Origin of the sequence: Tumebacillus sp. BK434 (assembly GCF_004340785.1) — a bacterium.
In the GTDB taxonomy this organism is placed as follows: Bacteria; Bacillota; Bacilli; order Tumebacillales; family Tumebacillaceae; genus Tumebacillus_A.
Map to the genome: position 1 here is coordinate 15,074 of NZ_SLXS01000001.1, position 25,926 is coordinate 40,999.

At 56.7% G+C, this 25,926-nt stretch carries 30 protein-coding genes; all 30 read left to right on the forward strand.

The annotated features are described in order from the left end of the window. Positions 1-21: 21 nt before the first annotated feature. The 30 genes from fliG (at position 22) to EV586_RS00230 (ending at position 25,922) form a co-directional block, all read left to right on the forward strand. Entirely contained in the window at positions 22-1,026 is a 1,005-nt protein-coding gene (gene fliG, locus EV586_RS00085; RefSeq protein WP_481937747.1) for a flagellar motor switch protein FliG, read from the forward strand. Further along, complete coding sequence (locus EV586_RS00090) at positions 1,019-1,789, forward strand: FliH/SctL family protein (protein WP_132943059.1); 771 nt, start codon at positions 1,019-1,021, stop codon at positions 1,787-1,789. Before fliG ends, EV586_RS00090 begins: the two co-directional genes overlap by 8 nt. Then, positions 1,786-3,111 carry a flagellar protein export ATPase FliI gene (fliI, locus tag EV586_RS00095; protein ID WP_132943060.1) on the forward strand — a complete coding sequence of 442 codons (1,326 nt, stop codon included), beginning with the start codon at positions 1,786-1,788 and terminating at the stop codon, positions 3,109-3,111. Before EV586_RS00090 ends, fliI begins: the two co-directional genes overlap by 4 nt. Further along, positions 3,108-3,554 carry a flagellar export protein FliJ gene (locus EV586_RS00100; RefSeq protein ID WP_132943061.1) on the forward strand — a complete coding sequence of 149 codons (447 nt, stop codon included), beginning with the start codon at positions 3,108-3,110 and terminating at the stop codon, positions 3,552-3,554. Before fliI ends, EV586_RS00100 begins: the two co-directional genes overlap by 4 nt. A gap of 10 nt (positions 3,555-3,564) precedes the next feature. Further along, entirely contained in the window at positions 3,565-4,119 is a 555-nt protein-coding gene (locus tag EV586_RS00105; protein ID WP_132943062.1) for a MotE family protein, read from the forward strand. Between the two features lie 21 nt (positions 4,120-4,140). Then, positions 4,141-5,562: a flagellar hook-length control protein FliK gene (locus EV586_RS00110; RefSeq protein ID WP_132943063.1), complete on the forward strand. Its 1,422-nt coding sequence runs from the start codon at positions 4,141-4,143 to the stop codon at positions 5,560-5,562. 17 nt (positions 5,563-5,579) lie between these two features. Next, the gene (locus EV586_RS00115) at positions 5,580-5,990 is read left to right on the forward strand and encodes a flagellar hook capping FlgD N-terminal domain-containing protein (protein WP_132943064.1); all 411 of its coding nucleotides are present in this window, start codon (positions 5,580-5,582) and stop codon (positions 5,988-5,990) included. A 23-nt stretch (positions 5,991-6,013) separates the two neighbouring features. Further along, a complete protein-coding gene (locus EV586_RS00120; RefSeq protein WP_207893838.1) occupies positions 6,014-6,409 on the forward strand; it encodes a TIGR02530 family flagellar biosynthesis protein in 396 nt (131 codons plus the stop codon). A gap of 78 nt (positions 6,410-6,487) precedes the next feature. Further along, the gene (flgG, locus tag EV586_RS00125; RefSeq protein WP_132943065.1) at positions 6,488-7,297 is read left to right on the forward strand and encodes a flagellar basal body rod protein FlgG; all 810 of its coding nucleotides are present in this window, start codon (positions 6,488-6,490) and stop codon (positions 7,295-7,297) included. Positions 7,298-7,318: 21 nt separating this feature from the next. Next, complete coding sequence (locus EV586_RS00130) at positions 7,319-7,549, forward strand: flagellar FlbD family protein (protein WP_132943066.1); 231 nt, start codon at positions 7,319-7,321, stop codon at positions 7,547-7,549. Then, a complete protein-coding gene (locus EV586_RS00135) occupies positions 7,539-7,979 on the forward strand; it encodes a flagellar basal body-associated FliL family protein (RefSeq protein WP_165898125.1) in 441 nt (146 codons plus the stop codon). The genes EV586_RS00130 and EV586_RS00135 overlap by 11 nt, the downstream gene beginning before the upstream one ends. Before the next feature lie 32 nt (positions 7,980-8,011). Beyond that, positions 8,012-9,016 carry a flagellar motor switch protein FliM gene (gene fliM, locus EV586_RS00140; RefSeq protein ID WP_132943068.1) on the forward strand — a complete coding sequence of 335 codons (1,005 nt, stop codon included), beginning with the start codon at positions 8,012-8,014 and terminating at the stop codon, positions 9,014-9,016. Beyond that, the gene (gene fliY / locus EV586_RS00145; RefSeq protein WP_132943069.1) at positions 9,009-10,337 is read left to right on the forward strand and encodes a flagellar motor switch phosphatase FliY; all 1,329 of its coding nucleotides are present in this window, start codon (positions 9,009-9,011) and stop codon (positions 10,335-10,337) included. The genes fliM and fliY overlap by 8 nt, the downstream gene beginning before the upstream one ends. A gap of 18 nt (positions 10,338-10,355) precedes the next feature. Next, the gene (locus EV586_RS00150; protein WP_087457825.1) at positions 10,356-10,718 is read left to right on the forward strand and encodes a response regulator; all 363 of its coding nucleotides are present in this window, start codon (positions 10,356-10,358) and stop codon (positions 10,716-10,718) included. 94 nt (positions 10,719-10,812) lie between these two features. Further along, positions 10,813-11,379 (forward strand): flagellar biosynthetic protein FliO, encoded by a 567-nt coding sequence (locus EV586_RS00155; RefSeq protein WP_165898126.1) that lies wholly within the window; start codon positions 10,813-10,815, stop codon positions 11,377-11,379. Further along, entirely contained in the window at positions 11,379-12,143 is a 765-nt protein-coding gene (fliP, locus tag EV586_RS00160; protein ID WP_132943071.1) for a flagellar type III secretion system pore protein FliP, read from the forward strand. The genes EV586_RS00155 and fliP overlap by 1 nt, the downstream gene beginning before the upstream one ends. Positions 12,144-12,163: 20 nt before the next feature. Beyond that, on the forward strand, positions 12,164-12,433 hold the full coding sequence (gene fliQ / locus EV586_RS00165; RefSeq protein ID WP_132943072.1) for a flagellar biosynthesis protein FliQ: 270 nt from the start codon (positions 12,164-12,166) through the stop codon (positions 12,431-12,433). Between the two features lie 16 nt (positions 12,434-12,449). Beyond that, positions 12,450-13,238, forward strand: a complete 789-nt coding sequence (gene fliR / locus EV586_RS00170; protein ID WP_132943073.1) for a flagellar biosynthetic protein FliR — start codon at positions 12,450-12,452, stop codon at positions 13,236-13,238. 3 nt (positions 13,239-13,241) lie between these two features. Continuing rightward, the gene (gene flhB / locus EV586_RS00175; protein WP_132943074.1) at positions 13,242-14,318 is read left to right on the forward strand and encodes a flagellar biosynthesis protein FlhB; all 1,077 of its coding nucleotides are present in this window, start codon (positions 13,242-13,244) and stop codon (positions 14,316-14,318) included. A gap of 17 nt (positions 14,319-14,335) precedes the next feature. Next, a complete protein-coding gene (gene flhA, locus EV586_RS00180; protein WP_132943075.1) occupies positions 14,336-16,369 on the forward strand; it encodes a flagellar biosynthesis protein FlhA in 2,034 nt (677 codons plus the stop codon). Beyond that, positions 16,369-17,649 (forward strand): flagellar biosynthesis GTPase FlhF, encoded by a 1,281-nt coding sequence (flhF, locus tag EV586_RS00185; RefSeq protein ID WP_132943076.1) that lies wholly within the window; start codon positions 16,369-16,371, stop codon positions 17,647-17,649. Before flhA ends, flhF begins: the two co-directional genes overlap by 1 nt. Further along, entirely contained in the window at positions 17,642-18,517 is an 876-nt protein-coding gene (locus EV586_RS00190; RefSeq protein ID WP_132943077.1) for a MinD/ParA family protein, read from the forward strand. Before flhF ends, EV586_RS00190 begins: the two co-directional genes overlap by 8 nt. Positions 18,518-18,545: 28 nt before the next feature. Beyond that, complete coding sequence (locus tag EV586_RS00195; protein ID WP_132943078.1) at positions 18,546-19,607, forward strand: protein-glutamate methylesterase/protein-glutamine glutaminase; 1,062 nt, start codon at positions 18,546-18,548, stop codon at positions 19,605-19,607. Positions 19,608-19,620: 13 nt separating this feature from the next. Further along, positions 19,621-21,666 (forward strand): chemotaxis protein CheA, encoded by a 2,046-nt coding sequence (locus EV586_RS00200; RefSeq protein ID WP_132943079.1) that lies wholly within the window; start codon positions 19,621-19,623, stop codon positions 21,664-21,666. A gap of 14 nt (positions 21,667-21,680) precedes the next feature. Next, on the forward strand, positions 21,681-22,157 hold the full coding sequence (locus tag EV586_RS00205) for a chemotaxis protein CheW (protein WP_132943080.1): 477 nt from the start codon (positions 21,681-21,683) through the stop codon (positions 22,155-22,157). Between the two features lie 6 nt (positions 22,158-22,163). Continuing rightward, positions 22,164-22,787 (forward strand): chemotaxis protein CheC, encoded by a 624-nt coding sequence (locus EV586_RS00210; protein ID WP_132943835.1) that lies wholly within the window; start codon positions 22,164-22,166, stop codon positions 22,785-22,787. Further along, positions 22,784-23,263, forward strand: a complete 480-nt coding sequence (locus EV586_RS00215; protein WP_132943081.1) for a chemotaxis protein CheD — start codon at positions 22,784-22,786, stop codon at positions 23,261-23,263. The genes EV586_RS00210 and EV586_RS00215 overlap by 4 nt, the downstream gene beginning before the upstream one ends. Continuing rightward, entirely contained in the window at positions 23,263-23,661 is a 399-nt protein-coding gene (locus tag EV586_RS00220; RefSeq protein WP_132943082.1) for a hypothetical protein, read from the forward strand. Before EV586_RS00215 ends, EV586_RS00220 begins: the two co-directional genes overlap by 1 nt. Positions 23,662-23,676: 15 nt before the next feature. Then, positions 23,677-24,465 carry a sigma-70 family RNA polymerase sigma factor gene (locus tag EV586_RS00225; protein ID WP_132943083.1) on the forward strand — a complete coding sequence of 263 codons (789 nt, stop codon included), beginning with the start codon at positions 23,677-23,679 and terminating at the stop codon, positions 24,463-24,465. A gap of 26 nt (positions 24,466-24,491) precedes the next feature. Beyond that, on the forward strand, positions 24,492-25,922 hold the full coding sequence (locus EV586_RS00230; protein ID WP_132943084.1) for a DUF342 domain-containing protein: 1,431 nt from the start codon (positions 24,492-24,494) through the stop codon (positions 25,920-25,922). The last annotated feature ends 4 nt before the right edge of the window (positions 25,923-25,926 follow it).

Here is a 25,926-nt window from a genome sequence, read left to right on the forward strand (position 1 = left end):
GAGTGACTGCTTGTGGCGCGCATGCAACAAAAACTTACCGGGCGTCAAAAGGCGGCCGTTCTGCTTGTCTCTCTTGGACCAGAAATCGCATCAAAAGTGTTCAAGCATCTGCGTGAAGACGAGATTGAACAGTTGACTCTGGAGATCGCGAACGTTCGCAAGATTGAATACGAACAAAAAGAAGATGTGCTCGATGAGTTCCACTCGATTGCCCAAGCGCAAGAGTATATCTCCCAAGGCGGGATCGAGTATGCCAAAGACGTTTTGGAAAAGGCGCTCGGTTCGCAAAAGGCGATCGACATCATCAATCGACTGACCGCTTCTTTGCAAGTTCGTCCGTTCGACTTTGCCCGCAAAGCGGACCCGAACCAGATCTTAAACTTTATTCAGAATGAGCATCCGCAAACGATTGCGCTCGTTCTCGCCTATCTCGATGCGCAGCAGGCGGCGATGATTCTGTCCGCCTTGCCGCAAGAGCGCCAGGCGGACATCGCGCGGCGCATCGCGATCATGGATCGCACGTCTCCGGAAGTGATCAACCAAGTCGAGCGGGTGCTGGAGAACAAGCTCTCGCAGATGACCTTGCACGACTTCTCCACCGGCGGCGGGATCGATGCGATCGTGCAAGTCCTCAATGGCGTCGACCGCTCGACCGAAAAGACGATCCTCGAGTCGTTGGAACTGCAGGATCCGGAACTGGCCGAAGAGATCAAGAAACGCATGTTTGTCTTCGAAGATATCGTTTCCATCGACAACCGTTCGATCCAGCGCGTCATCCGCGATGTGGATACGAACGACCTGGCGCTGGCGCTCAAAGTCTCCAGCGAAGAAGTGCAGGAAGTCATCTTCCGCAACATGTCGAAGCGAATGGTGGAAACGTTCAGACAAGATATGGAATTCATGGGACCTGTGCGTCTGCGCGACGTCGAAGAAGCACAACAACGCATCGTAGGCATCATCCGCCGCCTCGAAGAGAGCGGCGAGATCGTGATCGCCCGCGGCGGAGGAGACGATATCATTGTCTAGATTGCTGAAAGCACAGCAGACATCGCTCAATTCGCAAGCGTACCAAATGCCGGTTCAGCCGATGCATCGTCCGCACTCGCTCTCTTTGGAGCAGGCGGAGCTGGAAGCGGTCCAATCGGCGGCCGAACTGACCGCGGAAGCCATTTTGAACGAGGCGCGTCTGGCCGCCGCAGAGATCCTCGCCCAAGCAGAGGCGCAAGCGGCAGACCTGCTTGCGCAGGAACGGCAAAACGTGCAGGCCATGCTCTTGGCAGAAGTGGATGCAGCAAAAGCGCAGGGCTATCAGGACGGTCTGGCGCAAGGTGTTCGTCAGGCAGAAGCAGACTGTGCCGGCATGATCGAAGCGGCTGAAGAGCAATACCGCTCGGCGCTGGATGAACGTCGCCGCTATCTGGCGGAAGCGGAGCCGATGATCGTCGATCTCGCGCTTGGGATCGCCAAAAAGATCATCACCCGCGAAAGCAGCGCCGACCGCTCGTTTGTGGTAGACGTCGTGCGCACGGCGCTGGAGGAAATGCATGACGGCGGCAAAGTCGAAGTGCGCGTCCACCCGGATGACCATGAGGCGGTGCAGCAAAGCCGTGAGCTTTTGCGCAAGGCGGTACCGGGTCAGACGGAGCTGCTCATCATCAAAGATCACAGCGTGGAAGCTGGCGGCTGTGTGGTCTGCACCGCGTTTGGCAACATCGATGCGCGGATCGACACCCAATTGGAAGAGGTGAGAAAGGCGCTGCAGGAAGTCGCTGCAGGCCTCGAACCATGAACGGGCACGCGAAACTTGAAACGTATCTCAACCGGCTGAACCGCACCCGTACGATCAAAGTCAACGGCAAAGTAACCAAAGTGATCGGCCTGACTATCGAATCGAAGGGACCGGCGGCGTCGATCGGCGATGTCTGCCAGATCGAAGCGCCAGGCGCGCCGCAGATGCTGGCCGAAGTGGTCGGGTTTCGGGAGAATCACGTGCTATTGATGCCGTTTTCCGATCTCGGCGCCATCGGCCCCGGCCATGATGTCGTCGCGACGGGGAACTCGCTGCAGATCCCGGTCGGACCGCATCTGCTCGGGCGCATTCTCGACGGGCTGGGTCAGCCGATCGACGGCAAGGGACCGCTCGACAGCCTGCAGCTGTACAGCGTCAACCGCCAACCGCCCAATCCGCTCAAACGCCAGCGGATCGACCGGCCGCTGTCGGTCGGCGTCCGCTGCATCGACGGTCTGCTGACCGTGGGACGCGGTCAGCGCGTCGGGCTGTTCGCAGGTTCCGGCGTCGGCAAAAGCACGTTGCTTGGCATGATGGCCCGCAACACTGCGGCCGACATCAATGTGATTGCGCTGATCGGGGAGCGGGGCCGCGAAGTGCGGGAGTTTATCGAGAAAGACCTCGGGCCGGAAGGGCTGGCCCGTTCGGTCGTGATCGTTGCCACCTCCGACCAGCCGCCGCTCGTGCGGATCAAAGGTGCCATGGTGGCGACGGCGATCGCAGAATACTTCCGCGACCAGGGGCAGGATGTCGTCCTGATGATGGATTCGGTTACCCGGTTCGCCATGGCGCAGCGCGAAGTGGGCCTCGCTGTCGGCGAACCGCCGACCACGCGAGGGTACACGCCTTCCGTTTTTGCGATGCTGCCGCGTCTTTTGGAGCGGGCCGGCACCGGGGAGCGGGGCACGATCACCGCGTTTTACACCGTGCTCGTCGACGGGGATGACATGAATGAGCCGATCGCCGATGCGGCGCGCGGGATTCTGGATGGGCACATCGTCCTATCCCGCCAGATCGCCAACCGGGGGCATTTCCCGGCGATCGACGTGCTGGCGAGCGTCTCGCGCGTGATGAACGACCTCGTGGAGCCTGACCATAGGCGGGCGGCTGCGACGGTCAAGAAGCTCAGCTCGATCTACAAGGATTCGGAAGACCTGATCAACATCGGCGCGTATCAGCGCGGCAACAACATGCAGATCGACAAAGCGATTTTGCATCAGCCGGCCATCGCGAGCTTCACGGCGCAGGATGTCCAAGAACACAGCGATTTGGACAGCGCCAAAGCCGCACTTTTTGAACAGTTCGGAGGCCTTGAGGTATGACGATCTCCTTGACTTCTCTGCAGAAGATCACCACATTGAAGAACCGCATCACGCAGCAGGCGACTTGGGAATATGCCGAGTCGAAACGCAAGCTCGATGCGGAGTATGACAAGTTGTACACGCTGGCCGAGCAGCATGATGCGGCGAAGGTGGAAATGCATCAAGCGACCTCGGAGCGCATCTCCTCGCAGCATTTGCATGCGTGGACGTTGTATCTGAGCGCTCAGCAGCTCCAGATGCTGCAGCAGGCGCAGGCGATCGCCGAGCAGAAAGTTGATTGTGAAGACAAGCAGGACCGGCTGAAGGGCCGTTTTCTTGACGAACAGATGTGGTCAAAACTGCAGGAAAAGCGCCGGGTGGAAGTGCAGGTCCAATTGGATCGACAGGCGCAGGAAGCGCTGGATGAAGCGGCTGCAGTCTTGAGAAGCCGCGCAGGGAGGTGAAGAGGGAAGCATGGAAGCGGAACATCGCTACAGCAAAATGGAGTGGCTGTTTTACATCATCATCCTCCCGCTTCTGTTTACCGCTCTTTTGTCCGGGATCATCCTTCAATTTCTAGGGTTTGACGTGACCGGCAAGATCGCAGGCGCCACGCGTGAGCTCCCGGTGGTCTCCTCCTTCTTTCCGGAAGAAGAGGGAGCTGCGGTCGATACGAAAGCGGCAGCCGATGCAGCCAAGCAAAAGAAGATTCAGGAGCTGCAGGACCAAGTGACAGCGCTTGAAGGTGAAAAACAGCAGGCTGATTCCGATTTGAAGAAGAAGGACAACGAGATCAAACGCCTCAAAGAGCAGATCACGGAGCTGGAGGCGAAAACCGGCAAAAACGATCCGCTGAAAGCGAAAGCGGAGACGTATGCGGCGATGGCTCCGGCCAAAGCGGCGCTGGTGCTGACGCAAATGTCTGTCACCGAAGCGAAGCAGTTGCTCGCCAAGATGGACCCGAAAGCGCAAGCGGCGATCCTCGAAAAGATGGAGCCGGCGATCGCGGCGAAGATGATGAGCAGCTAACGGTGAAAGGAGGTGACAGAAATGGAACTGCTGATTGGAAACACCACAATGACGCAAACGACTGTGAGCGCGGCGAAAACGCCGGCGCCAACCGGCAAGACCGACGGGCAAGGCGCGTTTGGCCAGCTGTTGCAAGCGGCCGGATTGTCGCAGCAAGCGGCAGGAGCTGAAGAAAGCGCTGCTGACCAGGACGGTCTGATGGCCGCACTGGCGGCATTGGCAGGCGGCTTGTCCCCGCTGTTGCTGGCAGGCATCAACCAGCCGGAACTCACCGCAGAAGGCGTCGATCAAGGTATTGCCTTGACGCTGCAAACGGAGCAAGGCACCGTTTCGCTGTTGCTGAAAGACTTGCCGATGAATAACTCCGAACTGGCTCGTGTTCTACAGGATTTCGGTGCAGCTCCGGAACTTTTGACTGTCCTGTCTGCAGAGCCGCAAGGAAATCCGCTCGACACATTAAAAGCGAACCCGCAGCTCATGCCGCAAGTGGCAACTGCGCTGACCCAAATGGTGCAGACCCTGACCGCAGCACCGCAGCTTCTGGTGCAGGAAACGCAGACGGCCACACTTTTTCAAAGCCTGATGCAGGCCGTGCAGATTGAAACGGTGCAGGAAACGCAGACTGCGGCAAGCGGTGAGGAGAAGACAGACCTCGCAGTGCCGGCCAAAGGCAGCAGCCTGCTTGGCAAACTGCAAGCGACGATTTCGATGCACACCTTGCAAGCCGCCTTGACCATGCAGGAAGCGGCCATCGCGGCGAATGCGCAAGCACAAACGACTGAAGCAACCTCAGGCAACGCTGTGCTGGCTCAAGCGAATGCGGAAGCAGGCGCAGGTGTCGAAGCGGGTGCTGCGACAACTGCCGCACCAGACGCACAGCCGAAGCAGGCAGATGCACAGCCGCCCGCTGCAGTGACGGTCAACCAGACGCACCTGCAACTGCCGGAGCGCCAGTTGAAACTGGAGCCGGTCGTCACCGTTCGCGCCGATCAATTACGCACGGAGTTATCCGCGAATGTGGTCAAACGCGCGACGCTGATCGAAGCGCCGGGCCGTCATGAATTCCGCATCATCCTTGAACCGCAGGGTCTGGGCGAAGTGGAAGTCCGCATCCAGTCGGTGAACAAACAGATATCTGTACAATTGATCGCCGATTCCCTTGCATCGAAAGGCATGCTCGATTCGGCGCTGGCTGGTCTGAAACTGCAGCTGCAGGCACAAGGCATCCAGTATGACCGCATCGAGGTGCAGACCGCTTCGAACAGCAACACCGATCTGGGCTCCGGGCTCCCGGAACACCGCGGATCGGGCCAAGGAGCGCGTGAACAACAGCATGGCGGACAAGGGCGTGTCATCAACGCCGACACCTTTACCCTAAGCGACGGGGAGGCAGAGCTGCTTGATCCGCTGAGCAATCCGGACAGCATCGACGTCACCGCGTAGAAGGAGTGGGAAACAAGATGGCCAACACCGTTCAAATCGACAACTCGCACCGCTACGAATCACGCCCGGAACCAACGATCAAGCGTGAACTCGACCGCGATGCATTCCTGAAAATCCTCGTCACACAGCTGGCGAACCAAGATCCGACGCAGCCTATGCAAGACCGAGAGTTTATCGCCCAGATGGCGCAGTTCTCTTCGCTTGAGCAGATGAACAAAGTCGCCGCTTCCAATTTGCTCGTGGTCCAAATGAACGCGATGACGCTCGGAGCGCAGCTGCTCGGCAACACCGTCTCGTATGCAAATGACTTAGGGGAAACCGTAACCGGCAAAGTGACAGGGGTCAACACGGTTAGCGGCACAGTCAAAGTGCAGGTGGGCAAAGATCTCGTCGATCTCGGCGCCATCGTGACAATCCAAGCTGAATAACCTTCGAGCAGGGGGTGGGGAACGTGAGCCAAGACTGGCTTTTGCGGCCGTTGTCGCAACCGATCGCTCCGAAGCGGGAGATCGGCACGGGAATCACAAGACCGAAGTTACATGGGGGCAGTTCCTTTCAGGAGGAGCTGAACAAAGTCCTAGCCAAGCAGCAGCAGGAGGTCACCTTTTCCGGACATGCGCTTGAGCGATTGCGCGTGCGCAACATCTCGCTCACACAAGATGATCTCAAACGCTTGGGAAATGCGATCGACAAAGTCGCTGCCAAAGGCGGGCGTGAATCGCTGGTAGTCTACAAAGACACCGCCTACGTGATCTCGGTGAAGAACCGCACGGTGATCACCGCCGTCGATTCGGCACATATGACCGATCACGTCTTTACACAGATCGACAGCGCAGTTTTTGCTTAAACGGGCCGGACCACCGAGTGGATGCCCGACAGCCGCCGACCGACAGACGCGGCTCACAAACCAAGGAGGGAAACTTCGATGCTTCGTTCTATGTACTCCGGCATTTCCGGGATGAGAGGTTTTCAGACCAAGCTTGACGTAATCGGCAACAACATCGCCAACGTAAACACGGTGGGCTTCAAAGCGGGCCGCGTGATGTTCAAAGACATCATGAGCCAGACCCTGCAAGGCGCAGGCGCTCCGGCCGCTCCGTTTGGCGGCACCAACCCGCAGCAGATCGGCCTCGGTTCAGCTTTGTCCGCGATCGACACGATCATGAACAACGGTGCGCCGCAGATGACCAATCGTCCGCTCGACTTTGCAATTCAAGGCGACGGGTTCTTCACGGTCGTCAACGACAACGATGAGACGTTCTACACCCGCTCCGGCAACTTCTACTTTGACAGCGCGGGCTTCCTCGTCAACGGCGATGGCTGGAAAGTGGTCGATTCGGGCGGCACGCCGATCGAAGTCGCCAACATCGGGGAGATCAAGTCGTTCTCCTTTGACTCCAAAGGTATCCTGACCACCGTCGACGGCGCGGGCGCGATCACCACCTATGAACCGATCGGGCTGACCAAGTTTGCCAACCCGTCCGGTCTGGAAAAAGTAGGCGGCTCGCTGTTCAAGGAATCTCCGAACTCCGGCGCTCCGACGCTGGCAGCGCCCGGCGATGCGGCGGCAGGCACGGGCGTGCTGATGGTCGGCTCGCTGGAAATGTCGAACGTCGACCTGACCAATGAATTCGCCGAGATGATCGTCGCGCAGCGCGGTTTCCAAGCCAACTCTCGCACGATCACGACGGCTGACGAAATTCTGCAGGAAGTCGTCAACCTCAAGCGCGGATAATAGCAGAAGTGAGGTGATCGTATGATCCAAGTTACCAGGTTCAACCGTTCCACCGTCTATCTCAACGCAACCTTGATCGAAGCGGTGGAAGCCACGCCGGATACGGTTATCTCACTGATCACCGGGAAAAAGTTCGTCGTGGCCGAAACGGTCCCGGATGTGCTTGATAAGATCCAAACATTCTACCGAAACGTCGGGCTTGTCGCTGTACAAGCCCGGCAACTCAAAGCGGAGGGAACCGATGTTTCGTAATAAGATGCTCAATATCGTACTCATACTGATCATCGCAGTGGCCCTGCTTGGCATTGTCGGAATCGTCGCTTACAAAACTGTCTTCGTGCCGACTGCCGGGAATGAGGAGGAAAAAGTACCAACTGCTGCGGAATTATTAAAGAGCCAGTTTGATATCGGCAAGATGACGACCAACCTGGCTGGCAATGCGCTGATTCAGGCGACGTTCTCCATTCAAGGGGACAGCGTGGATACGATGAACGAACTGGATAAGCGCAAAGCACAGATCAAAGACATCATCAACTCCGTGCTGCATACGACCACTCAAGCAGACATTGAAAAACCGGAAGGCTATCAGGAGTTGAAAGTCCGTCTGGTTACTGAGATGAACAAAGTGATGCTCGAGGGAAAAGTGACTGACATCTACATCTCCGACATTGTTGTGCAGTAAGTCCACCCGATAGAAAAAGGAGGTGATGACAGATGGCTGAGGTCTTGTCGCAAAGTGAGATTGATGCGCTGTTATCCGCGCTTTCGTCGGGCGAGTTGACAGCGGAAGAGATTCGTAAAGAAGACACCGACCGCAAGATCAAAGTATACGACTTTAAGCGTGCCATGCGGTTTTCCAAAGACCACATTCGAAGCATCACGCGGATTTTTGAAAACTTTGCGCGGCTGCTCACGACCTATTTTTCTGCTCAACTGCGCACGTTTGTGCACATATCGGTCGTGTCTGTCGATCAATTGCCTTATGAGGAATTTATCCGATCCATCTCCAAAATGACGATATTGAACGTGTTTAACTGCGCGCCTCTGGAAGGGAAATTCGTCATGGAAGTCAACCCGAACATCGCCTATGCGATGCTCGACCGCCTGCTGGGCGGTCCGGGTCAAGGAACGGATGAACTGCGCGATCTGACCGAGATTGAAATGACGATCATGGAGCGCGTGTTCGGCCGGGCGCTGGACAACTTCCAGGAAGCGTGGAAGGCGGTCGCCGACCTTGATGCGGCGGTGGATCATCTGGAGGTCAACCCCCAGTTCCTGCAGCTCGTTTCGCCCAACGAAACGGTTGCTGTCGTCTCCCTGTCGACGAAGATCGGGGAAACGACCGGGATGATCAACATCTGTATGCCGCACGTCGTGTTGGAGCCGATCATTCCGAACCTTTCCGCTCATTATTGGATGGGCAGCATGAAGAGTTCCAAAGATTACAGCGAAGATTGGGAGGCCATCCGTCAGAGCCTCGGTCAAACACAAGTGCCGCTGGCGGCAGAACTTGGACATTCTTCAATCTCCGTAGGCGAATTTCTCTCGCTTGGTGTCGGTGACGTCATTGCCTTGCATCAGGATGTCAACGCCAAGATTCAGCTTCGGATTGGTAACCGTGTGAAATTTTACGGGCAGCCGGGCACTGCACGCGGCAAAGTGGCCGTGCAGATTTCGCAAGCAATAGAGGATGATGAAGGAGTGGGCGCAGATGAATAGAGAGGTTTTGTCGCAGCAGGAAATCGATGCCCTTCTCAGACAGAGTGATGGAGACAGCACGGGCTCGAGTGATTTGAAAGTTTCCGATTATTTGTCGGACTTTGAGATGGATGCATTGGGTGAAGTCGGGAACATCTCGTTTGGCACCGCGGCAACCGCGCTTTCCACCCTCTTGCGCCAGAAAGTGGACATCACGACACCGAAAGTGTCTGTCGTCGCGCGTGACCAGCTCAACCACGACTTCCCCCTGCCGCACGTTGCGATCAAAGTCAGCTACACCGACGGATTTGTCGGCGCAAACGTGCTGGCGATCCGCGTGGAGGACGCGCAGGTGATCGCCGACCTGATGATGGGCGGCGACGGCAAGTCGGCACCGGCTGAGCTCAACGAACTGCACCTGTCGGCGGTGGCTGAAGCGATGAACCAGATGATGGGCTCCGCTTCCACCTCGATGTCGACGATCTTTGACATGATGGTCAACATCACCCCGCCGGATGTCGATGTGATGGATTTTGACAAAAAGCAGTCGGTCAGCCTGTTCCCGAATGATGAAGTGCTGATCAAGATCTCCTTCCGCCTGATCGTCGGCGATCTGATCGACTCGCACATCATGCAGTTGGTGCCGGTCTCGTTTGCTAAAGACATGATCAACAAACTGACCGGCGGCATCGGGGAAGAGCCTGCTCCGGCGGCCCCGGAACCGGTCCTGGCTGAAGCTCTTGCCCCTGCTCCGGCTCCGCAGCCGGTCCCGCAAGCGGCAGCGCCGATTCCGGAACAGCCGGCCGCAGCAGCGCCGATGCACCCGGGTTACCAGCCGCAGCAGCCGGTGTATGAGCAGCCGGCACATGCCTACCCGCCGCAGCCGATGTACGCGGAGCACCCGCCGGCACCGTATCCGCCGCAGTACCCGCCGCAATATCCGCCATACGGATATCCGCCGCATGGGTACGGGCATGCCGAAACTGCCGCCGCGCAAGCGCCGCACCGCCCGATGCCAAGCGTTAACGTCCAGCCGGTGCAATTCGCATCGTTTGACGAAGGCGCAGGCATGGGCGGGCAGCAGAGCAATCTCGATCTGCTGCTCGACGTGCCGCTGACGATTACCGTGGAACTGGGACGCACCAAGAAGCTGATCAAAGACATTCTGGAGCTCGTGCCGGGCTCGATCGTGCAGCTCGACAAACTGGCGGGCGATCCGGTCGACATCATGGTAAATAATAAGCTGGTGGCAAAAGGAGAAGTTGTAGTCATTGACGAAAACTTTGGTGTACGGGTAACTGACATTATCAGTCCGTCTGAGCGAGTTCGCAAATTACAGTAATTAGGGGGAAACCAAAAGATGTCTCATAAAATCCTGATCGTAGACGATGCAGCATTTATGCGAATGATGATCAAAGAGATCCTCACCAAAAACGGATATACCGTGGTAGGGGAAGCGCAAGACGGGGTACAAGCGGTCGAGAAATACAAAGAGCTGCGCCCGGATCTGGTGACGATGGACATCACGATGCCGGAGATGGACGGCATTCACGCCCTGAAAGAGATCCGCGGTTTCGATCCGAATGCGAAGATCATCATGTGCTCCGCAATGGGTCAGCAGGCGATGGTTATCGACGCGATCCAAGCAGGCGCAAAGGACTTTATCGTCAAACCGTTCCAGGCTGATCGCGTTGTCGAAGCGATCAAGAAAACGCTGAGCTAATTTTCCCTTGCGTCAACAATTGAGAAAGGGTGGGGTCATGCGACCGAAACTACGTAGACTTGTTGCCTGGTCAGTTGCTGCGGGAGCCCTCTGGTTGACGTCCCCCCCTCGCGTGTTGGCGGTTGAGAACAATGTGGAAGACATGTTGAAAAACGATGCCCCGGCCACAAAATTTCAAGGGGCGGGCGTCGATGGCGGGTCGATGTTCTGGTCGATCCTGCAGCTGTTTTTCGCGCTTGGGATCATCATTGCCATCATCTACCTGCTGATTCGCTTTCTCTCCACGCGAACCAGCCTCACACGCGGCAATGTCATTCAACCGCTCGGAGCGCATACGCTTGCGTCCAACCGCTCCGTGCATGTGATTGCCCTGCAGGATAAAGTGTATGTGATCGGTGTGGGGGAAAACGTCACACTGCTTGATACGATTGAAGATGCAGAGCAGATTGAACAGCTGAAAGAAATCACGCTGCAGGCGGACGGGATGATGAAGGCAGCGCCGGGACTCGCCGACCTGATCGGCCGTTTGCGCAAAAAGCAAGCGCCGCAGGCGGAGGAGTTGCAGGTTGCAGACTTGACCTTTGACGCCGCACTGCGCAAGAAGCTGAACTCGCTCAAAGAACAGCGCACTTCGGCTGTGCAACCGGAGGATGACAAGTGATGAAAAAACTCCAAGTCTTCCTGCTGGTGATCGTCGCCTTGCTTTCCTTTGCTTTGGGGACGGAGCCCGCGCATGCGCAGCAGAGCATCGTGATTCCGGGGATTGATATCGGGGTCTCGACGGCTGACGATCCGGAGTCTGTCTCCACAAGCATTCAGATCATCATGATGCTGACGGTCCTGTCATTGGCGCCGTCGATCCTGATTTTGATGACGTGCTTTACCCGCATCGTCATCGTGCTGTCATTTGTCCGCAACGCTTTGGCGCTGCAGCAGATGCCGCCGACTCAAGTCTTGATCGGGCTTGCGTTATTTATGACCTTATTCGTTATGTATCCAACCTTACAGCAAATCAATGATGACGCTTTGCAACCTTATTTGAACGGTACGATGTCGCAAACGGAAGCATTGGAGCAGGCTGCAACACCGCTGAAGCATTTCATGGCCAAGCAGACCCGGGAGCAGGATCTGAAGTTGTTTTTGGATTTCCGCGATCAGCCGATGCCTGCCACCGTGGAGGAGATCCCGATCTCCACACTGGTGCCGGCGTATACGATCTCCGAATTAAAAACGGCATTTACGATCGGCTTCATGATCTTCGTCCCGTTTTTGATCATCGACATGGTCGTCGCGAGCGTCCTGATGTCGATGGGGATGATGATGCTGCCGCCGGTCATGATCTCCATGCCGTTTAAGATCCTGCTGTTTGTCTTGGTTGATGGTTGGTATCTTGTCGTGAAGTCGCTATTGGTCGGCTACCAGTAAACGGAAAGGAAGATGGAAGATTGAGCGCGGACTATATCATCTCACTTGGACAAAACGCGATCTGGACGCTGCTCATGATTTGCGCTCCGTTGCTTGGCATCGGGCTTCTGGTCGGTTTGGTGGTTTCGATTTTTCAGGCGACCACTCAGATTCAGGAGCAGTCGCTGCAGTTTATCCCGAAGCTGATTGCCACGTTTGTTGCAATGGTCGTCTTTGGACCGTGGATGCTGTCGCTGATTTTGGACTTCACGAGAAATATTTTCGGAAACTTAAACTCGGTTATCGGATAGAAGGGGTGGCATCTACATGTTAGGTCTTGTTGTTAACTATGTAGAAGTGTTCACCCTTGTCTTAGTCCGAATTTCGAGTTTTTTCTTCCTCACCCCGTTTTTTGGCGCCAGAAACATTCCGGTTCAAGTCAAAATCGGGCTTGCGTTTATGATCGCACTGTTGATGACTCCGGCACTGACAGGCACGGAGGCCGGGCAAATGTATGCCGGAGCCGGTTTTGCCGAGCTGATTCTGATCATCTTGAAGGAACTGATGGTCGGAGTCGCATTGGGGATGGTCGCAGCGTTTATCTTTGCGGCGATTCAGGTGGGCGGGATGTTTATCGACATGCAGATCGGGTTTGTGATGGCGAACGTGTTTGACCCGCTGACGGGCCACTCGGCCCCGCTTACCGGCCAGTTCAAGTATGCGCTTGCCATGCTGCTGTTTTTGGGGTTGGACGGACATCACGGACTGCTTGCGGCGCTGTTGCAAAGCTATAACTTTCTGCCGCTCGGCTCGTTCGCTTTCTCCGGCGACCTGCTTTCCGTCGTGATGCAGACCTTCTCCGTCATGTTTTTGCTCGGCTTCAAGATCGCCATTCCGATCTGTGCCTCCCTGTTCCTCACCGATGTAGGCTTGGCCATCCTCTCCCGCGCTGTCCCGCAGATGAACGTGTTTGTCATCGGGATGCCGGTCAAGGTGCTGGTCGGCCTGGTGATGATCGCGGTGGTCATGCCGGCGTTCATCTATCTGCTGCGGGGGCTGTTCCAGACCATGTATGGTCAACTGGATACGCTTTTGCGGGTCATGGGGGGCAGCTAAGAGATGATTCGTTTAGACCTCCAGTTGTTCGCCGGTGAAAAGACGGAAAAAGCCACACCTAAGAAACGGCAGGACGCCAGACAGAAAGGGCAAGTCGCCCGCAGTCAGGAATTCGGGCAGGCGATTGTGCTGTTGATCGGCCTGTTTTGCCTGAAGCTGATGTCCGGCACGTTCCTGACTCAACTGGTCGAACAGTTTCGCATCCGGCTGACTGACGGTCTGTCCTATCAGGTGTCCGATCAGTCGATCGCGCCGCTGTTTTTGGATCTGACGCTGACCGTCGCGTTGCTGGTCTTGCCGATCGGCGGCGCGGTGATGATCATCGGGGGGTTCGTCGCCTATTTTCAAGTCGGCTCCCTGTTTACAATGAAGCCGCTGATGCCCGACATCAAAAAGATCGATCCGATTCAAGGGTTTAAACGCATGTTTTCGATGCGCACATTCGTCGAACTGATCAAATCGCTCTTGAAGATGACGGTCGTCTCCGTCATCGTCTATCTGGAGCTGATGAGCGACTGGAAGCGCGTATCGCAGCTCGGCTCGATGGAAGTGCTCGATATCCTGTCGGTGGTCGGTAGCCTGGCCTTTGCTATCTTCTGGAAAGTCGGGGTCGCCATCCTCGTCATCGCCATCTTTGACCTGTTTTATCAGCGCTTTGATTTTGAGAAAAATCTGCGCATGTCAAAGCAGGAAGTCAAAGAGGAGTACAAGCAGACGGAGGGGAGCCCGGAGATCAAAGGGAAGATCAAAGAGCGTCAGCGCCAGATGGCGATGCGCCGCATGATGGCCGATGTGCCGCAGGCGGATGTCGTCATCACCAACCCGACGCACTACGCGATCGCGATCAAGTACGACGCCGACAAGATGGAAGCGCCGCAGGTCGTCGCCAAAGGGATCGACGAGACGGCGCAGCGTATTAAGAAAGTGGCCAAAGAAGCCAATGTCGTGATGGTGGAGAACAGGCCGCTCGCGCAAACGCTTTACAAAACGGTGGAAATTGGGGAATCAGTTCCGGGCGAACTGTTCCAAGCCGTGGCGGAAGTGCTCGCCTACGTCTACCGCCTGAAAGGTAAAGTGTAAGGAAAGGAGTGACCGAGTTGAAGTTAAAAGACATCGCCGTAATCGGAGCAGTCATCGGAATCGTCATCATGATGGTCATTCCTCTGCCTCCCGCTTTACTCGATTTTCTGATCATCATCAACTTAAGCATCGCGCTGACGATTTTGCTCGTCGCCATGAACACCAAAGAACCGTTGCAGTTTGCGATTTTTCCGGCCTTACTGCTTTTGACCACGATGTTTCGACTCTCATTGAACGTCTCCTCCACCCGCGCCATTCTCTCACAAGGCGAAGCGGGTAACGTTATTCACACGTTTGGCACGTTCGTAATCGGCGGCAACGCTGTCGTCGGGATCATCGTGTTTTTGATTCTCGTCATCATTCAGTTTATCGTCATCACCAAGGGTTCTGAGCGCGTGGCGGAAGTCGCGGCGCGCTTTACACTCGATGCGATGCCGGGCAAACAGATCTCCATCGACGCCGACTTGAATGCAGGCCTGATCACGGAGAAGGAAGCGAAAGACAAGCGCCAGAAGATCGAGCGCGAAGCAGATTTCTACGGGGCGATGGACGGTGCGTCCAAGTTCGTCAAAGGGGACGCGATCGCAGGCATCATCATCGTCGTGATCAACATCGTGGCCGGTTTCATCATCGGCGTTGCGATGCGCGGCGAATCGGCCGCCGAAGCGATGCAGACGTATACGATTCTTTCGGTCGGTGACGGTCTGGTCTCCCAGATTCCGGCCTTGCTGATCTCCACGGCGACCGGTCTTGTCGTCACCCGCGCCGCTTCTGACGGCAACCTCAGCGACGATTTGCTGCGCCAATTGCTTGCCTACCCGCGCATGCTGTACATCGTCGGCGGCGTGATCGCGATGCTCGGGCTGCTTACGCCGATCGGCGTGCTCAGCACCTGGCCGATCGCAGGCCTCCTCGTCTTTGGCGGCATCCGGATGCAGCGCACGATGCAGATCGAAGAGCTGCGCGATATGGAGCGCGAAGAAGAGGTCAAGCAAGACGAAGTTCGTTCGCCGGAAAGCGTGCTGTCCCTGATCCATGTCGACCCGATCGAGTTCGAATTCGGCTATGCGCTGATTCCGCTCGCCGACGTCAACCAGGGCGGCGACCTGCTGGACCGCGTGATCATGATCCGACGCCAATGCGCGATCGAGATGGGTCTGATCGTGCCGGTGATTCGCATCCGCGACAACATCCAGCTTCGCCCGAACGAATATGTGATCAAGATCAAAGGCAACGAAGTGGCGCGCGGCGAGCTGCTGCTCGACCATTACCTCGCGATGAGTCCAGGTGTGGACGACGAATCGGTCGTCGGCATCCCGACCAAAGAACCGGCGTTTGGCTTGCCGGCGCTTTGGATCGCCGAGAACATGCGAGAAAGTGCTGAATTTGCCGGTTATACGGTGGTCGATCCACCGTCGGTGGTGGCGACGCACCTGACCGAAGTGATCCGGACGCACGCGAGTGAACTGCTCGGCCGTCAAGAGACCAAGCAGCTCATCGACTCGCTGCGCGAGAACTACCCGGCGCTGGTCGAAGAGGTCGTGCCGTCACAGCTGTCGATCGGCGAAGTACAGAAGGTGCTCGTCAACCTGCTGCGCGAAAAGATCTCGATTCGCGATCTCGTCACGATCGTCGAATCGCTGGCCGATTACTGCCAATACACCAAAGAACCGGACATCCTCACCGAATATGTGCGCACGGCGCTGGCTCGTCAGATCACGAACCAGTACCGCACCCCGCATGGACCGGTCAAAGTGATCACGCTGGCGCCGACGGTGGAAAAGATGGTCGTCGACAACATTCAAAATTCTGAACACGGCGCTTACTTGGCACTCGACCCGCGCGTTTCCCAGCAGGTGTACCAGAAGCTGGCCGAGCAGGTGCAGGGACTGGTCGCGATGGGGCATTCTCCGATCCTGATCACGTCGCCGAACATTCGCATGCATGTGCGCAAGCTGATCGAGCGCGTGCTGCCCGACGTGGCAGTGCTGTCGTTTAATGAATTGGACGCAACGGTTGAAGTGCAAAGCGGAGGGGTGGTGAATCTGTAATGTTAGTCAAACGCTACGTGGTCAAAGAGATGCCGGAAGCGGTGGCGATGATTCGCGAAGACCTCGGGATCGATGCGGTGATTCTTTCGACGAAAAAAGTTCAAAAGCGCGGTTTTCTCGGTCTGTTTCCGAAAACGCACATCGAAGTGATCGCCGCAGCCAATGAACAGGAGCCGCCTGCCGAGCTCACGCCGCAGACGTACCAGGCCCGACCATCCGCTGCGAACGCCTACCAACGCCAGATGGGGCAGCAGGCTGCTGAGCCTGCGCCCCCGGCACCGCTGCATGCGCCGGCCGCGACTCCTGCTCCGGCATCCGCACCAACTCCTGCTCCTCCTCCTGTCGCACCAGCGCCGGTTCGTGAACCGGCCCCTTCCCCGACAGCCGCACCTGCTCCTCAAGAGGGCGAACAAGTCCTCAAAGAAGTCCAGGAACTGCGCACGATGTTCCGCAGCCTCCTTAACTCGTCGTACAACCAGTTAATGCCGGCTGCGGTCGTCAACGTCCGCAAGCAGCTCTTGAAAGGCGATATTTCTGAAGAAGCGGTCGATCAGTTAATTGAACGGGGAATTCGAAATATTGATGGGGTTCATGACATAAACGAGCAGGAATTTCGGGGCATTTTGACAAACTTTATAAGGGAGGATTTAGATCGCTATAGTCCTCCATCTCAAATTGCTTTAAAATCAAGAGTAGTTGCGTTTATTGGACCGACCGGAGTCGGTAAGACGACAACCATCGCCAAACTCGCGGCGGAGCAGGTGCTCTCGCGCGGCAAGAAGGTCGGCCTGATCACCACCGATACCTATCGGATCGCCGCCGTCGAACAACTTCGCACCTATGCGAACATTTTGGGAATTCCGCTTGAAGTGTGTTACGCACCGGAAGACATCAAGCGGGCGATGGGCGCATACGCCGACTACGATCTGATTCTGATCGACACGGCGGGGCGCAACTATCACAATCTGCTCAATGTACGGCAGTTAAACACCTACCTTGAGGAGATCCAGCCGGACGAGACTTACCTCGTGCTTTCGCTGACCACCAAAGCTTCCGATCTGGAAGAAATCGCGGGCAATTTCACGCAGGTGCGCGCCGACAAGTTTTTGTTTACCAAGTCGGACGAAACCAAAACGTACGGCGCGGTCTACAACCTCGTCACCCGCTTCCAGAAGCCGCTGTCGTATCTGACGACCGGGCAGAACGTGCCGGAAGACATCGAAACGGTGTCGACCGAACGGCTTGCCAAAATGCTGACAGGGGACCAGTCCTATGAATGACCAGGCGGAGCGTTTGCGTTCGATGGTCGCACAGTCTCGTCAGGAAGAAACGCAAGCCCCAAACACGCGCGTCATCACCATCACCAGCGGTAAAGGCGGCGTGGGCAAATCGAACTTCACGCTGAACTACGCGCTGGGGCTGGCCCAGCAAGGCAAACGGGTCGTCATTCTCGATGCGGACGTGGGTTTTGGCAACATCGACGTCTTGATGGGGGTCACACCGAAAAAGACCCTGGCCGATTTGATTCGCAAGGAAGCCACGCTCAAGGACATCCTCGAAACAGGCCCATGCGATATCAAATTCATTGCGGGCGGTTCTGGCTTTCAAGATCTGCTCGATATTAAGCCTGAACAATATGAGTACCTCTTGGAACAGCTCGGAGAGCTGCAAGGATTCGCCGATTATGTGCTGATCGACACCGGGGCCGGACTGAACGCGCAGACGCTGCAGCTGATCCTGGCGTCTGACGATGTATATGTGGTGCTGACACCGGAACCGACAGCCATCACCGACGCATATGCGCTGATCAAGATGGTGGTCAACCGGGAACGGGGCACCCGCATCCAACTGGTGATCAACCGGGCACAGTCTGTGCCGGAAGGGAAGGAGACGGCCGAGAAGATTCGGCTGGTCGCAGAGCGGTTCCTCGCCGTGGAGATCCCCACGCTGTGCGTGCTGCTCGACGACCCGAACGTCACCAAATCGGTCAGACGGCAAGTGCCGTTTCTGCTCGCGTATCCGAACGGACTGGCCTCGATGTGCATTGGCAACGTCGTGTCCGCGCAGCTCAAAGGCGAAGTTGCCAGAGATTTATCGACTAAAGGAATGAAACAGTTTTTGCATCGAATGGTTCGGCTGTTTCAATAGGACCCAGAATTGAGGGATGTTTGACAGGATGAGCCCGATCAAAGTTCTCGTTTGTGACGATTCAGCTCTTATGCGTCGCATCATCAGCGACATTTTGAAATCGGACCCCGAAATCATGGTGGTTGGAGCAGCGAAGAACGGCCTGGAAGCGCTTGAACTCATACCTCATTTAAAACCGGACGTTCTTACTCTCGACATCGAGATGCCTGTCCTTAACGGCCTCGAAGCGCTCCCGATGATTTGGCGCCGGTACAAGCTGCCGACGATCATGCTGTCCTCCCTGACGCAGGACGGCGCGGAGGCGACGATCAAGGCGTTGGAGCTTGGCGCATTCGATTTTGTCGGCAAACCCTCCGGAGCGATCTCGCTCGATCTGCGCATCGTTGGCGAAGAGCTGGTCGCCAAAGTAAAAGCGGCCGCAAAAAAAGACCAAGTCGTGCGCAGCACCACCTATTTTAAGCCGCTGGCCAAACCGATCCCGACACCTCCCAAGCCGATGCGGGCGGGGAAGCGGGTGGAGGAGATCATCGCCATCGGCACTTCGACGGGCGGACCGCGCGCTTTGCAGGTCGTCTTGTCGCACCTGCCCGCCGAACTGCCTGCTGCCGTCGTCATCGTGCAGCACATGCCGCCCGGATTTACCAAGTCGCTCGCCACACGCCTCGACCATTTGTGTCAGGTGCGGGTGCATGAAGCGGAGCACGGTCAGGTGTTAGAAGAAGGGCATGTCTACATCGCACCAGGGGACTTTCATATGAGAATCGTGGAGCATCGCCCTCATAGCTATCGAACGGAGCTTTCTCAAACACCGCCGGTCGGCGGACACCGCCCGGCAGTCGACATCCTGTTTGATTCGGTCGCCGATCTGCGCGACGTGCGCATCACCGCCGCCATCCTGACCGGGATGGGCGGAGACGGTTCGAACAGCATGGTCAAGATCAAACAAAACGGCGGTCGCACGATCGCTGAAGCGCAGGAGTCATGCGTAGTATTTGGAATGCCGCGTTCCGCGATCGCCAAAGGTTGTGTCGATACGATAGTTCCCCTGGATCGCATTGCGGACGAGCTTAGAAAATCGTGGAAACGCTAGGAGGTGTTTTGAAATGGACATGAATCAATATCTTGATATGTTCATTGAAGAATCAAAAGAGCATCTGCAGGCCATCAACGAGAACCTGCTTGCTTTGGAGCAATCACCTCAGTCGCTCGATATCGTCAACGTTGTGTTTCGCTCCGCTCATACCCTAAAAGGCATGGCGGCGACGATGGGCTTTGAGAAGATGACGCATTTGACCCATGAGATGGAAAACGGACTCGATCTGATGCGCAACGGCATCCTCGCGGTCAACGGTGACGTGATGGACGTGCTGTTCTCCTGTGTGGATATTCTGGAAGGGCAGCTGAATCAGATCATCGAAGCGGGCAACGACAGCGCGTCCGACATCGAGCAGACCGTGCAGAAGCTGAAAGAGCTGGTCACCGGCAAGCCGTCCGCTCCGGCCAGCGCAGCGGCAGCGGGCGTTGTGGAAGTGACGGAAGACGGAATCGAGTTCAATGAATATGAATCGACGATCCTGCGCCAGTCGCAGGAAAGCGGGTTCAGCGCTTTCAAGATCATCGTCACCTTGAACGAGAAGTGCATCATGCGTGCCGCGCGCGCTTACATGGTGTTTGACGCCTACGAGCGCACCGGCGAAATCATCAAGTCCGATCCGAGCGTGGAGGATCTCGAAGAAGAAAAGTTCGAGAAGGACTTCATGATCGTGCTCGTCACGAAAAAGGATCTGGAGACGGTGCGCACGATCGGGATGAACATCTCCGAAGTGGCCGACGTCAAAGTCACGCCGATTCAAGTCGAACTGCAGCCTGAGCCGGTCCAAGCGTCCAAAGCGGAAGTGGCGGCAACTGCAGCGTCCGCGCCGCCTGTCAAGGCAGAAGCAGCTCCTGCTGCCGATCTGAAAACACCGGCGATGCAAGACCACAAGAAATCACAGATCGGCAAGTCGGTTCGCGTCGACATCGACCGCCTCGACGTGCTGATCAACCTGTTCTCCGAACTGGTTATCGACCGCACGCGCCTCGAACAGATTTCTAAAGATATCGGAAACACCGACCTGATTGAGACGGTCGAACATATGAGCCGCATCTCGACCGATCTGCAGAACCTGGTCATGACGATCCGCATGGTGCCGGTCGATACGGTCTTCAACCGCTTCCCGCGCATGATCCGCGATCTGGCGCGCGAACTGGGCAAGAAGGTCGACTTTGTCATCCGCGGCCAGGAGACGGAACTCGACCGCACCGTCATCGACGAGATCGGCGATCCGCTGGTACACCTCTTGCGCAACTCGATCGACCACGGCCTGGAAGTTCCGGCGAAGCGCCGCGAACAAGGCAAAAGTGAAACGGGCCGCGTCGAATTGGTCGCGTTCCAGTCGGGCAACCACGTGTTCATCGAAATCACCGATGACGGCAACGGCATCAACCGCGAAGGCGTCCTGAAGAAAGCGATCGACAAAGGGCTTGTCGACCCGCAGTCAGCAGAGACGATGCCGGACATCCAAGTGTTCGATCTGCTGTTCCATTCCGGGTTCTCCACAGCGGAGAAGATCTCCGACATCTCCGGCCGCGGCGTCGGCCTCGACGTGGTCAAGACGAAGATCGAATCGCTGGGCGGCCGCGTGGTCGTGCAGTCGACACCTGGACAAGGCACCAAGTTCTCCATTCAACTTCCGCTGACCCTGTCCATCATCCAAGCGATGCTGGTGCAGATCGCAGACGAGAAATACGCCATTCCGCTTTCCTCGATCATCGAGACGGCGATCATCAAAAAGACCGACATCAAACGCGTGCATCGCCAAGATGTCATCGACTTCCGTGGCAAAGTGGTTCCGCTGCTCGACCTCGAAAAGACGTTCTCCGTACCGCGCCAAAACGCAGAGGAAACGGATGAAGTCAACGTGGTCATCGTCCGCAAAGGCGACAAGATGGCGGCGCTGTCTGTCGACTTCTTCATCGGCCAGCAGGAAGTGGTGCTCAAGTCGCTCGGCAAGTACCTGAGCGGCACGGTGTTCGCAATTTCCGGCGCAACCATCCTCGGCGATGGCCAGGTCGCGCTGATCATGGATTGCAACGCTTTGATTCAATAAGGAGGGGACAAGTCATGTTGGAGCGCAAAGATATCGTCGAAGAAATCAAGGTAATCGTGTTTAGTCTGGTGGACGAAGAGTACGGCGTGGAAGTCGCACAAGTCCGCTCGATCGAAAAGATGCAGAACATCACCCGCGTCCCGCGCACGCCGGACTTCGTCAAAGGCGTGATCAACCTGCGCGGTGTGGTCACCCCGGTCATCGACTTGAAAACTCGCTTTTCGCTTGGTGAAGAGTCTTACACCGACTCCACCCGCATCATCATCGTGGCGGTGGAAGACATGGAAGTCGGCCTGATCGTCGATGCGGCGAACGATGTTATCGACATCCCGGTCAACTCGATCGAACAGCCGCCGGCAGTCGTTGGCGGGATCAAAGCATCCTACCTGCGCGGTGTTGCGAAACTGGAAGACCGTCTGCTGATCATGCTGAACCTCGACAAGGTGCTCAGCAACGAAGAGATCCAAGCGATGTCCTCGATGGAGCGCTAAACGATGATGGAGGATATCCGAAATCTCGGAGAAATCCAACTGAGCTGCCTGCGCGAAGTCGGGAATATCGGGGCCGGACATGCGGCAACCGCCTTGTCCAAGCTCCTGCATTCCGATATCCAAATGAATGTGCCTCGCGTTTCGGTCGTCGGTTTTGATGAGATCGCAGACGTCGTGGGCGGTGCTGAACAGCTGGTGATCGGGATCTTCCTGCGCATCGAAGGCGAGCTTCCGGGCAGCATTTTCTTCCTGCTGCACCAAGAGAGCGCCAAGCGCCTGGTCTCCGGCCTGGTCGGCGAATACGGTTCCAGCGAGCATGATGAATTTTCCGAGATGGAGATCTCCGCACTGCAGGAGATCGGGAACATCCTGGCCGGATCATATCTCTCGTCGCTGGCCGACTTTACGAAAAAGGACACCTCGCCGACTCCGCCTGCACTGGCTGTCGATATGGCGGGCGCGATTTTAAGCATCGGCATGATTCAGTTGGGCCAGGTGTCCGACTATGCACTCGTCGTCGACACCGAGTTTCGCCAAGGGGAGTTGGAGATACACGGTCACTTCTTTCTGCTCCCTGACCCCGGTTCTGTCAATATCTTGTTCCAGTCTTTAGGGGTGGAGAGCGCATGAATGTGATCAGAGTGGGAATGGCCGATCTCGGCACCGCAACATCTCCTGACTCGCTGCGCACGACCGGGCTCGGGTCATGCGTGGGCATCGCTTTGTTTGATCCGCATGCCAAGGTGGCCGGGCTCGCCCATATCATGCTGCCTGCCGCGGCCAATGCGGAAGAGAAGAACCGGGCGAAATACGCCAACACTGCCGTTCCGCTGCTGATTCAGCTGATGGAGCAAAAGGGCGCCAACAAAAGGCGAATGATCGCAAAGCTGGCCGGCGGCGCGCAGATGTTTACGTTTGCCGGGCAAAGCGATCTGATGCGCATCGGGCCGCGCAACGTGGAAGCGGTCAAACAGGCGCTGACGCTGTACACCATTCCGGTGACAGCGGAAGACACAGGCGGCAACTGCGGCCGGACGATCGAGTTGAGCGGTGCGGACGGAGCGCTTGTGATTCGAACAGCAAAGCAAGGAGTTACGACGATCTGATGATGCTAAAACAAAACGGACTTGGGCTGCAAGTTGGACTTGGCGTGTTTGGATTTTTTCTGGCGATGGGTTTGTCGCTGGCCGCTGGAAACACGATGCTTACCAGTCTGACCCGCGGGGCTGTCGGGTTGCTTGGTCTGTTTGTTTTCGGTTATGTTCTGAAGTTCATCCTGCGCAACTTGATTGGGGACTCGCAAGGCGAAGAAGTGCGCGGCCAACATATCGATCTGCTGCTTCCCGAACAGTCGCCGGGCAGCGCTTCGCACGAAGAGCAGCAGATGGAGGAGCTGGAGGCGGATTTCGTTCCGCTGCATCAGGCGCTGACCCGCGAACCGCTCTCCGATGACGACGCCCGCAAGATGGCAGATGCATTGCGGCATCTCAAAGAATTGGACTGATAGGTGGTGGTGGAGATGAAGCAACTGCAGCATCTGGAGCAAACAGACCTATTATGGACACGTTGGCAGCAAGATCATGACAAACAGGCGCGCGATGCTCTCGTGGTCGCTCATCTTCCACTGGTGCAAAAAGTTGTCTACAAGATGTCGAGCACATGGAACGCTGCTGTGAACTTCGACGATCTGGTCAGCATGGGCACGCTCGGCCTGATTGAGGCGATCGAGCGCTTCGACCCGAAGCGCGGCTATGAGTTTGTCACCTTTGCCACGTGGCGGATTCGCGGCGCGGTGCTCGACGGGCTGAGAAGCCAGGACTGGGTGCCGCGCTCCCTGCGCGCCAAGGCGAAGGAGATCGAGGCGGCCTATGCAGGATTGGAGCATGAACTGCTGCGCTCGGCTGAAGACGAGGAGATCGCAGCACGTTTGAAGATGCCGATTGCTGAATTTCGGCAGACCTTGTATGAATTGTCCGTTTCCCCGCTTGTATCGCTTGATGGGATTCTGAAAAAGGACGACACAGACAGCGCGGTGACGGTGGCCGATACGATCATCGATCACAACGCTCCTCAGCCTGAGACATCTATGGAACGGTCGATGGTGCAAGACGTGTTGGCGAGAGTCCTTGCCCGACTCCCGGAAAAAGAACGCCTTGTCGTCACGCTGCATTATTATGAAGAATTTTCGTTCAAAGACATCGCGGAGATTTTGGAGCTGTCTGGCTCCCGGGTTTCGCAACTGCACACCAAGGCGATCTATCGACTGCGCGGAGCCTTGAGCCGTCAGAAGCAAGAGTTGAGAAGCTAAGGGTTCTGACAGTGGGGGGGAAGAACATGGAGCACAAACAAGACGAGAGCGCCTTTTGGCTCAAAAACTGCAAAGTAACGGTTGAAGGCGGATTTACTGCCTATGTGACGCTCAGCGAGACATTGCTGCAAGAACAAAATTTTCCGCATCTGACATACAACGGCCTAGTCGAGCATCTGCGCAACAACGCCGTCACCTTCGGCATCGACATGGTGGCCTGCCAGCAGATTTGCATGAATCCCCGCGGCTACATCGGCTTCAAGCAAAAGGTGGCTGTCGGCAAAGCGCCGATCAACGGCGACAACGCTGTGATCGACGTCATGCTCGAAGACAGCGAGCGCGTTCCGCGCGAATTAGAGGACGGGCGGGTCGATTTCTTTGATCTTGGCGTCGTGCGCACCGTGCGCAAAGGCCAGATCTTGGCGAAAAAGAAAATGCCGACCGAAGGCGTGCAAGGCGTGGGAGTGAACGGTGGTCCGATCATGGCGAAACCGGGTCGGGATTATCGACTGCCGCAAGGGAAAAATACGGTGATCAGCCAAGACGGGCTCCAACTGATCGCTGACAAAGACGGCCATGTTTCCTATACGCCGCGCGATGTGAAAATCCACGTCTTCGATGTGTTTGAAGTGAACAGCGACATCGACTTCTCTGTCGGCAACATCGATTTCCTCGGCAATGTCCGCATCCGCGGAAACGTGCTACCGGGCTTTCGGATCGTGGCAGCCGGCGACATCGAAGTTGCCGGCAACGTGGAGAATGCTGTGCTCGAAGCGGGCGGCGACATCATCATCCGCGGCGGCGTACAGGCACGAGGCAAAGGCTTGATCAAAGCGGGCGGCACTGTGCGCGCACGCTTCATGCAAGGGGCGATCGTCGAATCGGGCGTCGATGTGATCGTTCGTGACTCGATCATGCACTGCAACATCTCCGCCGGGCGCAACATCATGATGGAAGCGCAGAAAGCTGTGATCGTCGGCGGTCTGGTCCGCGCCGGTGAAGAGGTGCGCACTCGCACACTCGGTTCACCGATGGCGACTCCGACCGAGGTGGAAGTAGGGGTCCATCCGCACCTGCGGACGGAGATGCAGGAACTGCAGCAGAAGATGAAAGACCTGCATCAGAACATGGACAAGACGAAAAAAGCCCTCGCGCTGCTCGACAACCTGGCCGGCATCGGCAACCAGTTGCCTCCCGACAAGGCAGCGCTGCGCCAGAACTTGACGGCCACCTACCAGCATTACCTGAGCGAGGAAGAGGAACTGATGTTCCGCCGCTCAGAGATCGAAGCGATCTTGCTCGACACCAAACGGGCAAAAGTCTATTGTTACGAGCTTCTGTACGGCGGTGTCAAACTCACGCTCGGACAGCAGGTGGCGTATCTGCGCGATACGCGCACAGGTCCTGTCGTCTACGGGATTGCGGACGGCGAACTGACTGCGAGCGTCGTCTACTAGTCGG

Excerpts from the sequence above, each read along its gene's own strand:
- fliG (WP_481937747.1), top strand. The coding sequence starts at position 22 with ATGCAACAAAAACTTACCGGGCGTCAAAAGGCGGCCGTTCTGCTTGTC.
- fliI (WP_132943060.1), top strand. The coding sequence starts at position 1,786 with ATGAACGGGCACGCGAAACTTGAAACGTATCTCAACCGGCTGAACCGC.
- EV586_RS00100 (WP_132943061.1), top strand. The coding sequence starts at position 3,108 with ATGACGATCTCCTTGACTTCTCTGCAGAAGATCACCACATTGAAGAAC.
- EV586_RS00105 (WP_132943062.1), top strand. The coding sequence starts at position 3,565 with ATGGAAGCGGAACATCGCTACAGCAAAATGGAGTGGCTGTTTTACATC.
- EV586_RS00110 (WP_132943063.1), top strand. The coding sequence starts at position 4,141 with ATGGAACTGCTGATTGGAAACACCACAATGACGCAAACGACTGTGAGC.
- EV586_RS00115 (WP_132943064.1), top strand. The coding sequence starts at position 5,580 with ATGGCCAACACCGTTCAAATCGACAACTCGCACCGCTACGAATCACGC.
- flgG (WP_132943065.1), top strand. The coding sequence starts at position 6,488 with ATGCTTCGTTCTATGTACTCCGGCATTTCCGGGATGAGAGGTTTTCAG.
- EV586_RS00130 (WP_132943066.1), top strand. The coding sequence starts at position 7,319 with ATGATCCAAGTTACCAGGTTCAACCGTTCCACCGTCTATCTCAACGCA.
- EV586_RS00135 (WP_165898125.1), top strand. The coding sequence starts at position 7,539 with ATGTTTCGTAATAAGATGCTCAATATCGTACTCATACTGATCATCGCA.
- fliM (WP_132943068.1), top strand. The coding sequence starts at position 8,012 with ATGGCTGAGGTCTTGTCGCAAAGTGAGATTGATGCGCTGTTATCCGCG.
- fliY (WP_132943069.1), top strand. The coding sequence starts at position 9,009 with ATGAATAGAGAGGTTTTGTCGCAGCAGGAAATCGATGCCCTTCTCAGA.
- EV586_RS00150 (WP_087457825.1), top strand. The coding sequence starts at position 10,356 with ATGTCTCATAAAATCCTGATCGTAGACGATGCAGCATTTATGCGAATG.
- fliP (WP_132943071.1), top strand. The coding sequence starts at position 11,379 with ATGAAAAAACTCCAAGTCTTCCTGCTGGTGATCGTCGCCTTGCTTTCC.
- fliR (WP_132943073.1), top strand. The coding sequence starts at position 12,450 with ATGTTAGGTCTTGTTGTTAACTATGTAGAAGTGTTCACCCTTGTCTTA.
- flhB (WP_132943074.1), top strand. The coding sequence starts at position 13,242 with ATGATTCGTTTAGACCTCCAGTTGTTCGCCGGTGAAAAGACGGAAAAA.
- flhF (WP_132943076.1), top strand. The coding sequence starts at position 16,369 with ATGTTAGTCAAACGCTACGTGGTCAAAGAGATGCCGGAAGCGGTGGCG.
- EV586_RS00190 (WP_132943077.1), top strand. The coding sequence starts at position 17,642 with ATGAATGACCAGGCGGAGCGTTTGCGTTCGATGGTCGCACAGTCTCGT.
- EV586_RS00195 (WP_132943078.1), top strand. The coding sequence starts at position 18,546 with ATGAGCCCGATCAAAGTTCTCGTTTGTGACGATTCAGCTCTTATGCGT.
- EV586_RS00200 (WP_132943079.1), top strand. The coding sequence starts at position 19,621 with ATGGACATGAATCAATATCTTGATATGTTCATTGAAGAATCAAAAGAG.
- EV586_RS00205 (WP_132943080.1), top strand. The coding sequence starts at position 21,681 with ATGTTGGAGCGCAAAGATATCGTCGAAGAAATCAAGGTAATCGTGTTT.
- EV586_RS00210 (WP_132943835.1), top strand. The coding sequence starts at position 22,164 with ATGGAGGATATCCGAAATCTCGGAGAAATCCAACTGAGCTGCCTGCGC.
- EV586_RS00215 (WP_132943081.1), top strand. The coding sequence starts at position 22,784 with ATGAATGTGATCAGAGTGGGAATGGCCGATCTCGGCACCGCAACATCT.
- EV586_RS00220 (WP_132943082.1), top strand. The coding sequence starts at position 23,263 with ATGATGCTAAAACAAAACGGACTTGGGCTGCAAGTTGGACTTGGCGTG.
- EV586_RS00225 (WP_132943083.1), top strand. The coding sequence starts at position 23,677 with ATGAAGCAACTGCAGCATCTGGAGCAAACAGACCTATTATGGACACGT.
- EV586_RS00230 (WP_132943084.1), top strand. The coding sequence starts at position 24,492 with ATGGAGCACAAACAAGACGAGAGCGCCTTTTGGCTCAAAAACTGCAAA.